The sequence below is a fragment of the Acinetobacter sp. ANC_7511 genome (assembly GCF_056779975.1).
In genome coordinates, this window is the sequence record NZ_JBWYIY010000003.1 from 26,516 (window position 1) to 42,262 (window position 15,747).

Annotated in this window: 11 protein-coding genes and 1 pseudogene; 9 read left to right on the forward strand and 3 right to left on the reverse strand. The window is 38.5% G+C overall.

Going from position 1 to position 15,747, the window contains the following annotated elements; translation table 11 throughout:
- The first annotated feature begins 32 nt into the window (after positions 1 to 32).
- From AC1M9L_RS02690 to AC1M9L_RS02710, 5 genes are all read left to right on the forward strand, one after another.
- Complete coding sequence (locus AC1M9L_RS02690; protein ID WP_481589682.1) at positions 33 to 956, forward strand: diacylglycerol/lipid kinase family protein; 924 nt, start codon at positions 33 to 35, stop codon at positions 954 to 956.
- Positions 953 to 1,729, forward strand: coding sequence for a metallophosphoesterase family protein (locus AC1M9L_RS02695; protein ID WP_481591256.1), 777 nt, complete (start codon positions 953 to 955; stop codon positions 1,727 to 1,729). The genes AC1M9L_RS02690 and AC1M9L_RS02695 overlap by 4 nt, the downstream gene beginning before the upstream one ends.
- A 169-nt stretch (positions 1,730 to 1,898) precedes the next feature.
- Entirely contained in the window at positions 1,899 to 2,189 is a 291-nt protein-coding gene (locus tag AC1M9L_RS02700; RefSeq protein WP_004810787.1) for a co-chaperone GroES, read from the forward strand.
- Between the two features lie 69 nt (positions 2,190 to 2,258).
- Complete coding sequence (gene groL, locus AC1M9L_RS02705; protein WP_035266940.1) at positions 2,259 to 3,893, forward strand: chaperonin GroEL; 1,635 nt, start codon at positions 2,259 to 2,261, stop codon at positions 3,891 to 3,893.
- A gap of 149 nt (positions 3,894 to 4,042) precedes the next feature.
- Positions 4,043 to 5,212 (forward strand): LuxR C-terminal-related transcriptional regulator, encoded by a 1,170-nt coding sequence (locus AC1M9L_RS02710; RefSeq protein ID WP_481591257.1) that lies wholly within the window; start codon positions 4,043 to 4,045, stop codon positions 5,210 to 5,212.
- 35 nt (positions 5,213 to 5,247) lie between these two features.
- Here AC1M9L_RS02710 and AC1M9L_RS02715 read toward each other — a convergent pair whose 3' ends face one another.
- Entirely contained in the window at positions 5,248 to 6,477 is a 1,230-nt protein-coding gene (locus AC1M9L_RS02715) for a hypothetical protein (protein ID WP_481591258.1), read from the reverse strand.
- A 329-nt stretch (positions 6,478 to 6,806) separates the two neighbouring features.
- On the opposite strand from AC1M9L_RS02715, the gene AC1M9L_RS02720 reads away from it, so the two are divergent.
- From AC1M9L_RS02720 to AC1M9L_RS02730, 3 genes and pseudogenes are all read left to right on the forward strand, one after another.
- Positions 6,807 to 9,914, forward strand: a complete 3,108-nt coding sequence (locus tag AC1M9L_RS02720; protein ID WP_481591259.1) for a multidrug efflux RND transporter permease subunit — start codon at positions 6,807 to 6,809, stop codon at positions 9,912 to 9,914.
- Positions 9,915 to 10,072: 158 nt separating this feature from the next.
- Positions 10,073 to 11,410: pseudogene (mgtE, locus tag AC1M9L_RS02725) on the forward strand (magnesium transporter).
- Between the two features lie 40 nt (positions 11,411 to 11,450).
- Entirely contained in the window at positions 11,451 to 12,026 is a 576-nt protein-coding gene (locus AC1M9L_RS02730) for a DUF4112 domain-containing protein (RefSeq protein WP_481591260.1), read from the forward strand.
- 60 nt (positions 12,027 to 12,086) lie between these two features.
- Here the strand turns inward: AC1M9L_RS02730 and htpX are convergent, their stop codons facing one another.
- Positions 12,087 to 12,992 (reverse strand): protease HtpX, encoded by a 906-nt coding sequence (gene htpX, locus AC1M9L_RS02735; protein ID WP_035266954.1) that lies wholly within the window; start codon positions 12,990 to 12,992, stop codon positions 12,087 to 12,089.
- Between the two features lie 124 nt (positions 12,993 to 13,116).
- Positions 13,117 to 13,974 (reverse strand): lytic transglycosylase domain-containing protein, encoded by an 858-nt coding sequence (locus tag AC1M9L_RS02740; RefSeq protein WP_481591341.1) that lies wholly within the window; start codon positions 13,972 to 13,974, stop codon positions 13,117 to 13,119.
- Between the two features lie 514 nt (positions 13,975 to 14,488).
- Between AC1M9L_RS02740 and ttcA the strand changes: the two genes are divergently transcribed.
- Positions 14,489 to 15,412 (forward strand): tRNA 2-thiocytidine(32) synthetase TtcA, encoded by a 924-nt coding sequence (ttcA, locus tag AC1M9L_RS02745; protein ID WP_035266955.1) that lies wholly within the window; start codon positions 14,489 to 14,491, stop codon positions 15,410 to 15,412.
- The last annotated feature ends 335 nt before the right edge of the window (positions 15,413 to 15,747 follow it).

Genomic DNA, 15,747 nt, shown 5'->3' on the forward strand with positions numbered 1-15,747 from the left:
TTTTAAAGTAATTCAATTTTTAAAGCCATAAAATGAATTCAATGCTTAAGCCTTTGTCTATGATTTTTAATGAAAAATCTGGATTCCATGCCACCAATAATGATCAAATTTATGAGCAACTCATGCATTACTGGACAGATCTAGGTTTTGAAATACAAGTTTTTGATATTGCATCAGAAATGAGTGTTCAAGCACTCATTGAAAAAGTTCATCTTCGACATTTAAATCACGATAATCAGGGGGTGATTGTGGTTGCTGGCGGGGATGGAACGTTAAATTCTGTGGCTAATTATTTATTACATCAAACCATCCCTTTGGCAATTTTACCTTTAGGGACGTTCAATTATGTTGCACGAGTTTTGAATATTCCTTTAGATATTCTCGAAGCTGCAAAACTGGTGGTTGAAGGTAAGCCTAAAGCGGTACATGTGGCAAAAATTAATGATGCCATTTATCTAAATAATGCGAGTTTGGGTCTTTATCCATTGTTTATTAAAAAAAGAGAGTTATATAACCAAAAACTAGGGCGTCTACCATTACATGCCTATACTTCTGGCTTAGACGTGTTGATTCGTGATCGTAAAGAATTAAAGTTAGAAATTGAGGTGGATGGTGTAAATTATGCAGTTAAAACCCCTTTATTATTTTTAGGTAATAACCAACTTCAATTAAAAGAAATGAACCTCAATATCGCTAAAACGGCAGAAGAGGGTCGGGTTGCGGGAGTTGTACTTGCTCGCACGGATAAGCTGAGTATTTTTAAAACACTCATCCAACTCGTTCGTGGAAAATTAGATCAGGCAGCAGACGTATATAGTTTTAGTGCGGATCATGTGCGCATACGTTCTCATCAAAAAAAGATGACTGTAGCAATCGATGGAGAAATTATTCAACTGGATTCACCATTAGATATTCATGTTGAAAGAAATGCACTGACCTTAATGGTGCCACAATGATTTTACATTTGTCTGATTTGCATTTTGGAACTGAGCAACAAGACTGTTTAGATGCAATTGCTCACTTTGTTGCAGAACATTTGATCGAAGCTATTGTGGTCAGTGGTGATCTCACTCAAAGGGCAAGATTTTCACAGTTTTATCACTGCAAAAAATTTCTAGAAGAACTTAATCTTCCTTATATTGTGATTCCGGGTAATCACGATATTCCTTTGTTTCATTTATGGCGCAGATTTTTGAGTCCGTTTCATCGGTATAAGTTGTTTTTTGGTGACATGGAGCAGACTTTAGAAACTGAGCATTTTTATATTATAGGAATCAATACAATTCACCCTAAGTACCATACCAAAGGTCGTATTACTGAGTTTCAAATTCAGGATGTTGATCAAAAAATTAAGGAAGCTCCTCAAGATAAATTAAAAATTCTGCTTACGCATCAACCTTTCTATAGTGGTGATCACGGTATAAATATGTCTAAAGATCGTCCTAAAAATACTGAAAAAGCCCTAAAGACATGGGCAAGCTCAGGGTTGAATGCAATTCTACATGGTCATTTACATGTATCTGATGTTTATGATCTGAATAAGATTTTCCAACTTAATGCTCAACATCCAATATTGGATATTCATGCAGGTACCGCTACGTCACATCGTTTACATCATGACTTTTCTAATAGTTTTAATCTAATTGATGAAAAACTGAAGGTGCGTGAATATCGCTTTGATTCGAGATTCAAGAAATTTTATTTGGTTGCAAATTGGAATGAAGGCTAAATTATCGGAATGCCTAAAAAAAATACAAAAAATTAAATTTTTTTTTATTTTCCCCTTGAAGCAATTTTTTCCATCCCCACAAAAGTGACATCAAATAATTTTGGTGGTGATCTAAGGAAATTAAGATCACGACTATTAATCAAAAGACTTAGTCTGATGGAGTATTTTTATGAGCAACATTCGTCCATTACATGACCGTGTAGTAATTCGTCGTGTTGAAGAAGAAACAAAAACAGCTGGCGGCATTTTATTGCCAGGTTCTGCTGCAGAAAAACCTGCTCAAGGTGAAATTATTGCAGTTGGTAATGGTCAGATCACTGACAATGGCGTTCGCGCTTTAGATGTAAAAGTAGGTGACAAGGTATTGTTTGGTACTTATGCAGGAACAACTGTGAAAGTAGATGGCGAAGAACTATTAATCATGAAAGAGTCAGATATTTTAGCTGTTTTAGAAGGCTAATTGATTCTTTTTAATACTACTCATTTAATCAATCAGATTTAGTAATTTTAATAATATTCGGAGTCAAATATGTCAGCTAAAGACGTTAAGTTTGGTGATTCAGCTCGCACAAAAATGATTGCAGGTGTGAATATCCTTGCAGATGCGGTTAAAGTTACACTTGGTCCTAAAGGCCGCAACGTAGTTATCGATCGTTCATTCGGTGCGCCACACATCACTAAAGATGGTGTTTCTGTAGCGAAAGAAATCACATTAAAAGACAAGTTTGAAAACATGGGTGCTCAACTTGTTCGTGAGGTTTCTTCTAAAACAAATGACATCGCAGGTGACGGTACTACAACGGCAACTGTTTTAGCTCAAGCAATTTTGAACGAAGGGATCAAGTCAGTAACTGCGGGTATGAACCCAATGGACTTGAAGCGCGGTATTGATATTGCAGTTAAAGCTGTTGTTGCAGATATTAAAGCAACTGCTAAACCAGCATCTGATTCTAAAGCGATTGAACAAGTGGGTTCGATTTCTGCGAACTCTGATACGACTGTTGGTTCACTGATCGCTCAAGCGATGGAAAAAGTGGGTAAAGAAGGTGTAATCACTGTTGAAGAAGGTTCAGGCTTTGAAGATTCTCTAGATGTTGTAGAGGGTATGCAGTTTGACCGTGGTTATATTTCTCCATACTTCGCAAACAAACAAGATACATTAACTGCTGAATTGGAAAACCCATTTATCCTTCTTGTTGATAAGAAAGTAAGCAATATCCGTGAGTTGATTACTGTTCTTGAGGCAGTTGCGAAAACAGGTAAACCACTTCTTATCATCGCTGAAGATGTTGAAGGTGAAGCACTTGCAACGCTTGTTGTAAACAATATGCGTGGCATCATCAAAGTATGTGCTGTTAAAGCACCAGGCTTCGGTGATCGTCGTAAAGCAATGCTTCAAGATATCGCGATCTTAACTGGTGGTACTGTGATTTCTGAAGAAATCGGTATGCAGTTAGATCAAACAACACTTGAACATTTAGGTACTGCACACAAAGTAACTGTATCTAAAGAAAACACAGTGATTGTTGATGGTGCAGGCGATGCGAATCAAATTGCTGAGCGTGTTCAACAAATTCGTGCGCAAATCGAAGAATCAACTTCAGAATACGACAAAGAAAAACTTCAAGAGCGTGTTGCTAAACTAGCAGGCGGTGTAGCAGTGATTAAAATCGGTGCTGCAACTGAAGTTGAAATGAAAGAGAAGAAAGATCGTGTAGACGATGCTCTTCATGCAACTCGTGCTGCTGTTGAAGAAGGTGTTGTTGCGGGTGGTGGTGTTGCATTAGTACGTGCAGCTAAAGCACTTGACGGTGTAACGGGTATTAACGATGATCAAAACGTAGGTATCAACATCCTTCGTCGTGCGATTGAAGCGCCACTTCGTCAAATCGTATCTAACGCAGGTGACGAACCATCTGTAGTGATTAATGCAGTTAAAAATGGCGAAGGCAACTTCGGTTATAACGCTGCGACTGGTGAATACGGCGATATGCTAGAGATGGGTATCCTTGATCCAGCGAAAGTTACTCGTTCTGCACTTGAGCATGCTGCGTCTGTTGCGGGCTTAATGTTAACAACTGAGTGCATGATTACAGAGATCCCAGAAGATAAACCAGCTATGCCTGACATGGGCGGTATGGGTGGTATGGGCGGTATGATGTAATTCATCCCACAGCCTAAAAAATCCCCGCTTTAAGCGGGGATTTTTTTGTCATCTGTCTGATAAATATTTGAATACTATTGTAAATATTGAATAAAAGCCTAGTAGAGCGCTAATCTAAAGGAACATTAACACCATGATTGGGGGTGATGATGTTAACTGTTCAAGAAAATCAAATCATAGAAGAAATTTATGAGGCTGCCTTAAAGCCACATCACTGGGAAAATGTTTTAAAACAGGTCGTGGAATTTACACAGAGTTCAACGGCGATCTTTACTTACTTTGATCAGCTTCGGCCCGAACAAAATTTTATTTACACCATTAATATCCCGATTGATGGAATTCAAAATTATCAAACGTATAACTTAGATGTCGTAGACATGCGTATTCATGGTCAGTTAATGAATACCTATGGATTAGAGCATGCCTATCAAATTGATTGTCGATCATATGCTGAAACAGATAATGAGGATTTGAAGAACTTTTATGAATATTGTTTAATTCCTTCAAACATCTGTTATCTCAGTGGGGTATTGTTAGAGTATGGAAAATATAAATGGGGCGTGCTTGCGGTACATCGACCATCAGATGAAGCTGCTTATGATACTGCTGAATTACAAAGTTTAGAAAGACTCGCAAAACACTTTAGAAGAGCGATTCAAATTCATCGACAAATTAAGCTTCTTCAAAATGATAGAAGTAATTACACCGAAATTTTAGATAAGTTGAATGTGGGTGTGCTCATCGTTCAATCTGATTTAGAAGTTAGATTTGTGAATCAGTATGCGAAGGATTGTTTGAATGATACGAGTATGATTGAAATAGATTTGCATAACAGATTAAAAATAATCGAGCCTTATAATGCTCAATTAAAAAAATTGGTGCAGAGCACATTCAAAAAGAATGAGCGTTATTCATTAGAGAGGCATGATCAAGAAGAAGTTGGGGGTGCAATGCAGTTATATAGCGATCGACATCAATCAGCTTACTTAATCACAGTCTCACCACTTAAGGTGCTGTCAGATTCAATGATCTTAGACAATAATCAAGTTGCATTATTCTTATCAAAAATGCAGGATCGAAAACGCTTGTCTAAAATATTACTGAAGTCAACATTCCAACTGACAGCTCGAGAAATTGAAATTTGTCAGCATTTTATGGACGATCAGTATCTTGAAAATATTGCTTTGAAATGTGGGATTACGCTGAGTTCACTGCGGACATATCTGAAAACGATTTATCAGAAGTTAGGATGCTCCTCACAAGCTGAAATGATGCGGATTTTGATCGAATTTATTGATGCTTTTCAGCATATTGAATAATCCCCCTTTAACGAAGATGTTGAAGGGGGATAAAATTAATTCATTCTGGTCAGTGTAAATGTGCCTTCATCTGCTACGGTAAAGCTTAAACTTTGAGTAGAAATTTGTAATGGTAAGCCTAAATGCGCGTCTGTATTGGATAATCCAGCACAACCATTTGTATCAATGCTGAGGGGCGTGGTAACAAAGAGCTTGTTGTCGCGTAATTGATAACGACCATACTCAATACCAGGGCCACCACAAGGTCCGTCATATGGATCTGGTTGATCATCGCCAACAGCATCAACCATAATAAAAGTGTTATTAGAATTAAATACGAAAATTTGTTTACCACTTGAGGACTGCCATGCGCCTACAATTCCACTATTATTTCGAGGAACTCGCGTAAACTCTGCACTTTCATCAGGATTTTCAGCTTCAGAAATCTTAAGTATAGAACCATCAAAAGATAGTTTCATTGAACGCGATTCCCCATGATCGAGAAGTCCCCAATCTTCATTGGTATCAATCACAGGCGTAGTAATATTTATTGAAGAAGCGTATAAACTTCCACTTAGGGCATCTAGATTTATTTTGGCGTATTCCATGCCATTTGAAGAACTATTAGGCTCGTTCGGGATTGGTTCACCGAGCATATATTCGCCATTCTCTCCAATAAATAACACAATTTCAGACTCATCATTTTTTGCATACCATACGCCTTGAATATCTTTGAGCAGTGAGCTGCTAAAATGTTCTTTAGCTTGCTCTTCACTGACTACTGTATTGGAGGCAATTTCAGGAATATTGATAATTTGAGCTTGAAGTCGCTCTCTAAAATCACTTGTCGCATTGCTGAAATCAATCGATGTTGGCGAGAAATTTGAAACATCATCTGGGATTTGTATGGTCTCTTTATCCTCATCGATATCCAATGATTGTAAAAAAATCAGTAGATTGATAATTCTCTTGTTACGTTCATCTGCATTTAAATCTTCATTCACGAGTTCATTTGGTGTCACACGAGCTAAACCTTGTACGGTACCAATTTCGATATCACCAATTTTAAATGTAATGACATCTCCATCTCGATATTCAAACTCCCCATTTGCATTGGTCTTCTTCGCATTGTCATTATTGCCATTCACGATATATGTCGCACCTGCTACTGGGCTGTCAGTCAGTATTCCAATTTTAATCTGATCATCATTTTTTGCGGATTTATCCGAACCACCACAAGCTGCTAAACAGGTACTGAGCGCCAGTGTTATAAGAGCTTTTTTCATCATTTCCCCCAAATCATTCGTATTTTTGTACCTCGAATATAGTTTTAAAAAATTGAATATGACTATCCTCAAATTGGGAGGGGGGGATGGCATTAATGCTGCGTAATTTTAGAAGTTTTTTACTTTTGAGAAATTGCGCATATTTTTTTTTGAAAGATCAGATAAGCGGTTCATAGGTGAGGGCTTCATATTTTCTTCTTAATTCGATCAATGTTGATCGTTTCTGTTATTAGTTCTTGTTTTTTTATTCATAGTCACTGAATATCAATTAAATTTTTATATATTTTAATGAAAACACTTTCTAGAATTCTTTTGACGGCTTAACGACTATGTTATCTAAGTTCTTTATTGAACGACCTATTTTTGCTGGCGTACTTGCGATTATTGTCATGGCAATTGGTATATTTGCGGTGATGAGCTTACCGGTAGAACGCTATCCTGATATTGCTCCGCCAAGAATTACTGTATCAGCAACTTACACAGGAGCTGATGCCGAAACAGTTGAGGAAAGTGTCACACAGGTCATAGAACAACAAATTAAAGGAATTGATAACTTACTTTATTTTAGCTCTACCAGTAATGCATCTGGGAATAGTCGAATTAGTTTAAGTTTTGAAAACGGAACTGATCCAGACACAGCACAAGTCCAAGTTCAAAATAGCATTAATGGGGTGATCAATCGTTTGCCTGAAGACGTGCAGCGTCAAGGGGTCAATGTCTATAAATCCTTAGGTGACACCTTTATGGTGGTGGGGTTATATGACACTACGAACCAAAGTAATAATATTGCGTTGTCAGATTATTTGGCTGATCACATTGAACCAGAAATTGCGCGTGTAGAAGGTGTTGGTGAGGTTGATGTCTTTGGTTCTCAATATGCCATGCGTATTTGGCTAGATCCGAACTTATTGAAACAATATCAGTTGATGCCTAGTGATATTCGTGCCGCAATTGAAGCACAAAATACACAAGTTGCTGCAGGTGGAATCGGAGATTTACCGACAGTAGCAGACCAGTATCTTAATGCAAAAGTTACCGCTGGATCACGACTAAGAACAGTCGATGAATTTAAAAATATCATTGTCAAAGCGACCCCTGATGGAAGTTTTATTTATTTAAAAGATGTAGCACGCATTGAGTTAGGTGCTGAAAATTATCAAGCTTTTAATACCATTAATGGATCACCTTCAGCAGGCTTGGCTGTTTCAATGTCATCTGGTGCAAATGCTCTTGCAACCTCAGCTAAAATTAAAGAAGTACTTGAGGACATTAAGAAAAAACTTCCTGAAGGCTATCAAATTGTCTACCCACGAGATAACACGCCGTTTGTTCAAGAGTCCATTAAAGAAGTTGTAAAGACCTTAGTTGAAGCCATTATCTTGGTCGTGTTGGTCATGTTTATCTTTTTACAAAGCTGGCGCGCAACACTTATTCCAACGGTCACGGTTCCAATTGTTATTTTGGGCACTTTCGCCGTCTTATTTGCGCTCGGAATGACCATCAATACATTGACACTTTTTGCATTAGTTCTTGCGATTGGATTACTTGTAGATGATGCAATTGTGGTGGTCGAAAATGTCGAACGTTTGATGCATGAAAAGGGGCTATCTGCAAAGCAAGCGTCTATCTTATCTATGCAAGAGATGACGGGGGCTTTAATTGGAATTACAGTGGTGCTAACTGCAGTATTTATTCCGATGGCTTTTTTTACAGGATCGACAGGAGTTATATACCGTCAGTTTTCAATTACCTTGATTGCAGCCATGTCACTGTCATTGTTGGTCGCTTTAATTCTCACACCAGCATTGTGTGCGATTATTCTTAAACCTAAACAACAAGAAGCAAAATGGGCGACATGGTTTAATACAAAAATGGAATCATTACGATTGCATTATCTAAAGTGGGTTGAAAAAAGCCTGTCACTAAAATGGATCGTTTTAACCAGTTTTGCTGGGTTAATTGTGATTTTTGCTTTGTTTTATAAGTCGCTTCCAACCAGCTTTATTCCAAGTGAAGATCAAGGTTTTATCAGTGTCCAATTCAGTTTACCTGAAGGCGCACCTATGACAGAAAGTCAGCTTGTTGGTGAAAGTATTCGAGAGTATTTTCTTGAACAAGAAAAACAGAATGTTAGGTTGGTTCAAATTCGTTATGGACGAAATTTTTCAGGAACGGGTCAAAATTTAGGAACAGGATTTGTAGCATTACATCATTGGGATGATCGTCCAGGTGAGGCAAACTCTGCACAATCCATTCGTGAACGAGCGATGGAGTTCTTTAGAAAAGACAGTCGCGCTCGGATTATGGTGAGTTTGCCAGGTTCTGTAAGTGGTCTTGGCGATACAAACGGCATCGAGTTTTGGCTGCAAGATTTAAATGGACAAGGACGACAGTATTTAGAAGATCAATTTCAAGCGCTAGAACGACAGGCAATCAACTTCACGACTTTTGAAAATTTGGGCAAACGCTCTAATCCAGATAAAGCCAAATTGAAAGTGAATATCAATCAAAAATTAGTGATGGCGAATGGTCTTTCACAATCTGCGATTAATAGCACTTTGGCTGCAGCTTGGGGTGGTTCTTATGTGAACGACTTTATTGATCGCGGACGTATTAAACGCGTCATGATGCAGGGGGATGCCGAGTATCGTTCAAAGCCTGAAGATCTCAATTTATGGTCTGTACGAAATAATCAAAATCAAATGATTTCATTTGCTAATTTTGCCACTGTGGATTGGGATGGAGGCCCTGATGTGGTGACTCGTTTCCAAGGTTATTCCGCGCTACAAATGGAAGCAGACACTGCAAAAAATGTGAGCAGTGGTGCTGCAATGCGTGATATCAAGTCTATGGTTGATCAATTGGACGGGGTTGGGCTAGCGTGGAGTGGATTATCGTTTCAAGAGCAACAATCGAGTACACAAGCCATTTGGCTTTATCTCATCTCTGTTGGCTTTATCTTTCTATGTTTAGCTGCCTTATATGAAAGTTGGTCGATACCTTCTGTTGTGATTGCTGCTATTCCATTGGGTATTGGCGGTAATATTATTTTTAGTTGGTTGGTCGGATTTCCAAACGATATCTACTTCCAAATTGCGTTACTTACGACGATTGGGTTGTCATGTAAAAATGCCATCTTAATTGTTGAATTTGCGGCAATGGCTCAGGAGCGTGGAGCTAACGCGATTGCTGCTGCTTTACAAGGTGCAAGTTTACGCTTACGTCCAATTTTAATGACTTCACTTGCTTTTGGTGCAGGGGTTATACCTTTGGTATTTGCATCAGGTGCAGGTGCTGCCAGTCGTCAAGAAATTGGTGTCAGTGTCCTTGGGGGGGTAATTTTCGGCACAATTTTAGTTCTTGTCTTTATTCCCTTTATGTTTGTTATCGTTCGGAATATTTTCAAATATAAATCAAAATCAGCATCTGAAACTTAATATGGTATCCGCAGTACAGCGAATATTGTACTGCGGTTGATCTAATCCATTTTTAAATATTAGTTTTTGACAAGACCAATACGCACTAACATGTTCAATCAGTGTTAGCATGCCTTGCGTAATTCTAAACGATAATAAATGAAGCGATTATGGATCAAATTAAACAAGATCATAAAATTGAAGCATTACAACAAGCATTGATCAATTCTGATGTCGCTCAGATTGATCATATTGCGGATACGATTAATCCTGCAGATTTGGCTTTGTTTTTACAGCAATTAGAAATCGATCAATAAATACAACTTATCCACCATTTAGAAAACGCGGCATATGTATTTGAGTTTTTGCCACTCAATCATCAAGTACAGTTGGTTAAAAAAATGGACGGCAAAAGTACAGTCCAGTTAATTCGTTCAATGCATTCAGACGCTCGAACAGATTTGTACAAAGCTTTACCGGATCAAATTAAAACATTTATTTTTGCGAATTTAGATCGAGAAACGAAGCAGCAAGTTCAATCTTTGGCACTGTATGCTGAGGAAACAGCTGGTGCGATCATGACATCTGATTATGTCACTTTGCCATCAGACATCTCAATGCAACAAGCTTTAGAGATTTTGCGCCATTCCGCCAAAGATACTGAAACCTTATATCTGATCTATATTACCAATCAATTTCAGAAACTTGAGGGTGTAATTTCTCTTAGAGAAATTGTGCAAGCACCTTTGGATAAAACAGTCCAAGAAGTAATGACCACTGACGTCATTTACGGACGGGTGGATGAGGATCAGGAATCAGTGGCAAAAAAATTAAGCCACTATGATTTTATCGCCTTACCCATTTTAGATCATGATGACCATTTACTCGGTATCGTCACTTATGATGATGCTATGGATGTATTCCAAGAAGAATTTACCGAGGACTTTTTGAAAAGTGGGGCGGTAGAGCTTAAAGAAAATATCAGTATTCGTTCAGCACCAATATTATTGTTATTTAGACAACGTGTTTTTTGGCTAGTGTTTCTGGTCTTTGGCAGCCTACTTTCGAGTATTGGGATCGCCCATTATGAAGACATCATTGCTGCGCATATTGTTTTGGTTTTCTTTTTACCGCTATTGGTTGGGAGTGGTGGTAACGCAGGCTCCCAATCTGCAACCTTGATGGTTCGAGCAATCGCAACTGGCGATGTAAAAGCCAAGGATTGGTTTGTGTTGCTTGGTCGTGAAGCGATGGTTGCTCTATGTTTGGGTGCAACGATGGCTGCAGCTGTTTCAATTCTTGGCTATATCCGTGGAGATATGATGGTCGCTTTAGTGCTTGCGATCAGTATGATGGGTATTGTCATGATGGGCTGTCTGATCGGGATGAGTTTACCATTTGTACTCAATAAACTAGGACTCGATCCTGCAAGCGCATCTGCACCCTTGGTCACTTCAATATGTGATGCAACAGGTGTATTGGTCTATTTATTTATTGCTTCACAACTCTTATTCTAAGGCTATGACTGATGGAGAATCTTTGCAGGATGTTGCTTAAATGACAAGTAAAAATAGATTAACCCAAGCTGAAGTCATCAAAATGGAACGCGATCTTGCCAAGTTCGCAAACATGATGGATTCCGTCGTAAGAATTCCATTCACTAAACAAGGGGTAGGGGCTGATGCAGCATTGAGTACGATTCCTGTGGCGGGTGACGTAGCTGGATTTGTGCTTACGTGTTATGCACTATTACAAGCTCGAAAAATCGGTGTGCCCCAATATAAATTGAATGGCGTGCTTAAACTTGCTGTGATGGATGGTGTAGTAGGTTTAATCCCTGTTGCAGGTACACTTTTTGATGTGTTTATTCGACCGAGTCGCAAGGCTTTAGATGTGGTTCATGATCATATCCGTGAAGAATATCAGATTCATTCAGACCATCATGTGGTACACCCATTTTTACATGAAAACTTAGAGCGTAAACAGCAGAACTCAGCCTTCTGGCGAAATCCTGTCGTGGCATGGATTTGGATTCATATTCCTGATTTACTGGGTCTTCTGTTTTTAATTATTTTTGCTGTTGCCTTATGGTTTGGCGTCACGTTCTTATGGCAATGGTTTCAATCTATTTAAAGTCTTATAGATTGAGTCCATTAAAAAAGCCTCCCTATGGAGGCTTTTTTTAGAAGCAGATTAAGGACAATCAAGTTGTTGTAATGCTGCTACACGTTGCTCAATTGTTGGGTGTGTTTGGAATAGTGCAGCAAGGCTGAATCCTTCTTCACGACCTGATGAAATTGAGAACGCTTTCATTTCTTTAGGCATTTGATCTGGCATTTCAGTTTCTGCTTGTAAGCGAAGTAATGCACTGATCATCGCTTGTTTACCCGCTAAACGCGCGCCAGCCTCATCAGCACGATATTCACGATAGCGAGAGAACCACATGACAATTGCCGAAGCAAGAATACCGAATACGATATCTAACACGATTGTAATGAGGAAATAGCTCCAGCCCGGTGCTTCACCTTCTTCACGACCAAATACGTTGCGATCTACAAAGTCGCCGACGATACGCGCGAAGAACATCACAAACGCGTTGACTACACCTTGGACTAAAGCAAGGGTGACCATGTCACCATTAGCAACGTGACCAATTTCATGCGCCAACACTGCACGTAATTCATCTTTATTCATGCGTTCCAATAAGCCTGTTGAAACAGCGACTAAAGCATCGTTTTTGTTCCAACCAGTTGCGAAAGCATTTGATTGATAAGATGGGAAAATACCAACTTCTGGCATTTTAATACCAGCACGTTGAGAAAGTTGTGCCACTTCATTGAGTAACCATGCTTCCGCTTGGTTGCGTGGAGCATTGGGATCAATTAACTCTGTACCTGTGGTTTTCTTTGCAATCCACTTTGACATGAATAGGGAGATTAAAGAACCCACCATACCAAAGACAAAACAGATCACAAGTAAATTGCCAAGATTCAAGCCACCCGCGCCATGGTAACTACCGACACCGAAGAGTGACAAGATTATGCCAGCTACCACCAGTACCGCGAGGTTGGTCAGCAAAAACAAACCAATCCGCATCATCGAGAAAATCCTCTTATAAATAAAATTTAATAAGCTTTTTGAATTAAAAAACCTACGTCAAATATGCTTTCGAATAGGGAAAATTTCAAGAAAAAAATAAAAAATATAACGAAAAAAATTGAGATTAATTCGAAATATAGATCTTCGCTGATGCTGTGGCATTATTTGTAGAATATGAACCTGCTGGTGCGTCAGTAAAACTGCCATCAGCGGCCACAATAATTTGGCGAGGAGGTGACTTTGGTTTAGCTGGTGCAGTCACTTGAGCTGATAAATTCTGATTGTTATAGCTCGGTGAACTTAACTTAGAGGATACTGAAGCTGCATAACTATTGGTTGGATTTGAGCCTACACCATTGGCGTATAAATTATTGTAACGACTGAGTACACGTCTGACATAGTCTTGAGTTTCACGAAAGGGCGGAATTCCACCATATTTAGCAACATTTCCTTCGCCAGCATTATAACCCGCTAATGCCAATTGCGTATTGCCATTAAAGCGTTTCAATAGCCAAGCCAAATATTTTGCACCAGCGAAAATATTTTGTTCAGGATCATATGCATTATTGACATTAAATCGTTGTGCAGTCGCAGGCATCAATTGCATAAGACCCTGAGCACCAACAGGGGAGCGTGCATGTATATTAAAACCAGACTCTGTGTGCATCACCGCTTTAATGAGTCCTTCAGAAATGCCGTGTCGTTGAGCTGCTTGGCGAATATAGCCATCGAAGGCATTTCGATTTTTACTATGGCTTGGGAGAACAGATGCTTCATTACTTCCCCAATTGCTGTAACTATGAATATTGCTATCTGGATAGTAGGTTTTCTTTTCAACTTTAAGATGGTTGTATTTGTTTTTGCGGTTGGTCAGTACGGTAGTGCCGTTTGAATCTTTCAGCTGATAGATTGTTTGACCTGCAGAAGCCTGTGGCGAGAATATTAGAAAATTCACACACCCAAATAACGCTATGACTTTTATTTTATTTGTAGTTTTCATCATTCGAACACTATTTTTGTCCCTAAATGATATGTGGGTGATTTTCTGCAATGGAGATGTCTCTCGACTATGTAATGTTTTTTAACAATTCGTTGTAAAAAAATCAAGTCTTAATTGTTGGCTTAATATCCAAAAAAATTATTTATTTTTATTTATAAACAACTGCTTGACACATATAAGTTATTGAATTTTAAGGATATAGGATAGTGGTTAAAAAATGATCAATCTAAGGGAAAGCACCATCTTATCTTGCCAAAACTTTGTCAACCCCTAAAAAGTCCACAATTTTATCCACAGGTTTTGTGGAAAACTGTGGAAAAGTCCAAAAGATAAGCAATTCGACTAAAAAATGAACCCAAGCGTCCATTTTAGATGTGTGAATAAGACAGTGTTATGAAAAAATAAAAATTAGATGTAAAAAACAGATTCTTTAGATGCGATTAAGCACTGAATCAGCTAAAATTGCGCAGTATTTTTTTTATGGTTAATGTCGTCTATGTACTCGCCAGTTGAATCCAACCAAGGATTTAATTTTAAGCCAGAGCCACCTACAAGTTCTGCATATTATCGTTTATTAAAAAAACTTCGTCGTCAAGTAGGTCATGCAATCCGTGACTACAAAATGATTGAGGATGGCGATAAGGTCATGGTATGTATTTCAGGTGGTAAAGATAGCTATACCATGCTGGACATTCTCCTGCAGTTTAAACGCATAGCACCAATCAATTTTGATGTTGTGGCTGTGAATCTTGATCAGAAACAACCAGGGTTCCCTGAGGATGTATTACCCCGTTATTTAGAAGAAAATAACATTCCGTACTACATCTTAGAAAAAGATACATATAGCATTACCAAAAAGCTTACACCTGAAGGTAAAACCTATTGTGCAGTGTGCTCACGCTTGCGCCGTGGTTCTTTATATGGTTTTGCTCAAGAAATTGGCGCGACCAAAGTTGCTTTAGGTCATCATCGTGATGATATTATGGCAACGTTCTTCTTGAACCTATTCCATGGCGGTAGTTTAAAGGCGATGCCACCAAAACTACTTTCATCGGATAAAAAGAATATTTTGATTCGTCCTTTGGCGTATGTTGAAGAGAAAGACATCATCAAATACGCTGAAATGCGCAAATTCCCAATTATTCCATGTAACTTGTGTGGTTCGCAGGAAAACTTACAGCGCGCAATCATCAATGATATGTTACGTGAATGGGATAAAGCTCATCCAAAACGTTTACACAGCATTTTTGGCGCGTTACAGAACGTCTCGCCATCGCAATTGGCTGACCGAGATCTTTTCGATTTTGAAGCCTTAGATGGACAACGTGAAGTTGATTTTGATGTGACTTGCTCAACAGCCGAAGGGGACACACCAAATAAGCGTATTAGCATGGTCAATCTCGGTTTTGCTGCTGAGTAATTCGTCTAAATAAAAAAAAGCACTTTTCGAAGTGCTTTTTTTTATTTCTTAGATTTTACATTTTAATGAAGGTGTTGAGTCGATTTACAAAATGATGTTTTTTGTCACTTTAGGTCGTAGTACCGATACAAAAAATCATTGACAAACTTCTGAAAAAATAAAGATTTGATGATATTTAGGCGATTAGTTTTATTTACAAAAAAAATCGAACGCAGAGTACAAAAAAACGTATCGCATTTGGAAAATATCATGCTATAACTCTCTCAAGCGTAAAGCTTCTACATGTTGTTATCTTGGATAGGTAACGCAATAAATTGAATAAATACATCGAGGAA

Excerpts from the sequence above, each read along its gene's own strand:
- AC1M9L_RS02720 (WP_481591259.1), top strand. The coding sequence starts at position 6,807 with ATGTTATCTAAGTTCTTTATTGAACGACCTATTTTTGCTGGCGTACTT.
- AC1M9L_RS02730 (WP_481591260.1), top strand. The coding sequence starts at position 11,451 with ATGACAAGTAAAAATAGATTAACCCAAGCTGAAGTCATCAAAATGGAA.
- ttcA (WP_035266955.1), top strand. The coding sequence starts at position 14,489 with ATGTACTCGCCAGTTGAATCCAACCAAGGATTTAATTTTAAGCCAGAG.
- AC1M9L_RS02700 (WP_004810787.1), top strand. The coding sequence starts at position 1,899 with ATGAGCAACATTCGTCCATTACATGACCGTGTAGTAATTCGTCGTGTT.
- AC1M9L_RS02710 (WP_481591257.1), top strand. The coding sequence starts at position 4,043 with ATGTTAACTGTTCAAGAAAATCAAATCATAGAAGAAATTTATGAGGCT.
- AC1M9L_RS02715 (WP_481591258.1), bottom strand. The coding sequence starts at position 6,477 with ATGAAAAAAGCTCTTATAACACTGGCGCTCAGTACCTGTTTAGCAGCT.
- AC1M9L_RS02695 (WP_481591256.1), top strand. The coding sequence starts at position 953 with ATGATTTTACATTTGTCTGATTTGCATTTTGGAACTGAGCAACAAGAC.
- AC1M9L_RS02690 (WP_481589682.1), top strand. The coding sequence starts at position 33 with ATGAATTCAATGCTTAAGCCTTTGTCTATGATTTTTAATGAAAAATCT.
- htpX (WP_035266954.1), bottom strand. The coding sequence starts at position 12,992 with ATGATGCGGATTGGTTTGTTTTTGCTGACCAACCTCGCGGTACTGGTG.
- groL (WP_035266940.1), top strand. The coding sequence starts at position 2,259 with ATGTCAGCTAAAGACGTTAAGTTTGGTGATTCAGCTCGCACAAAAATG.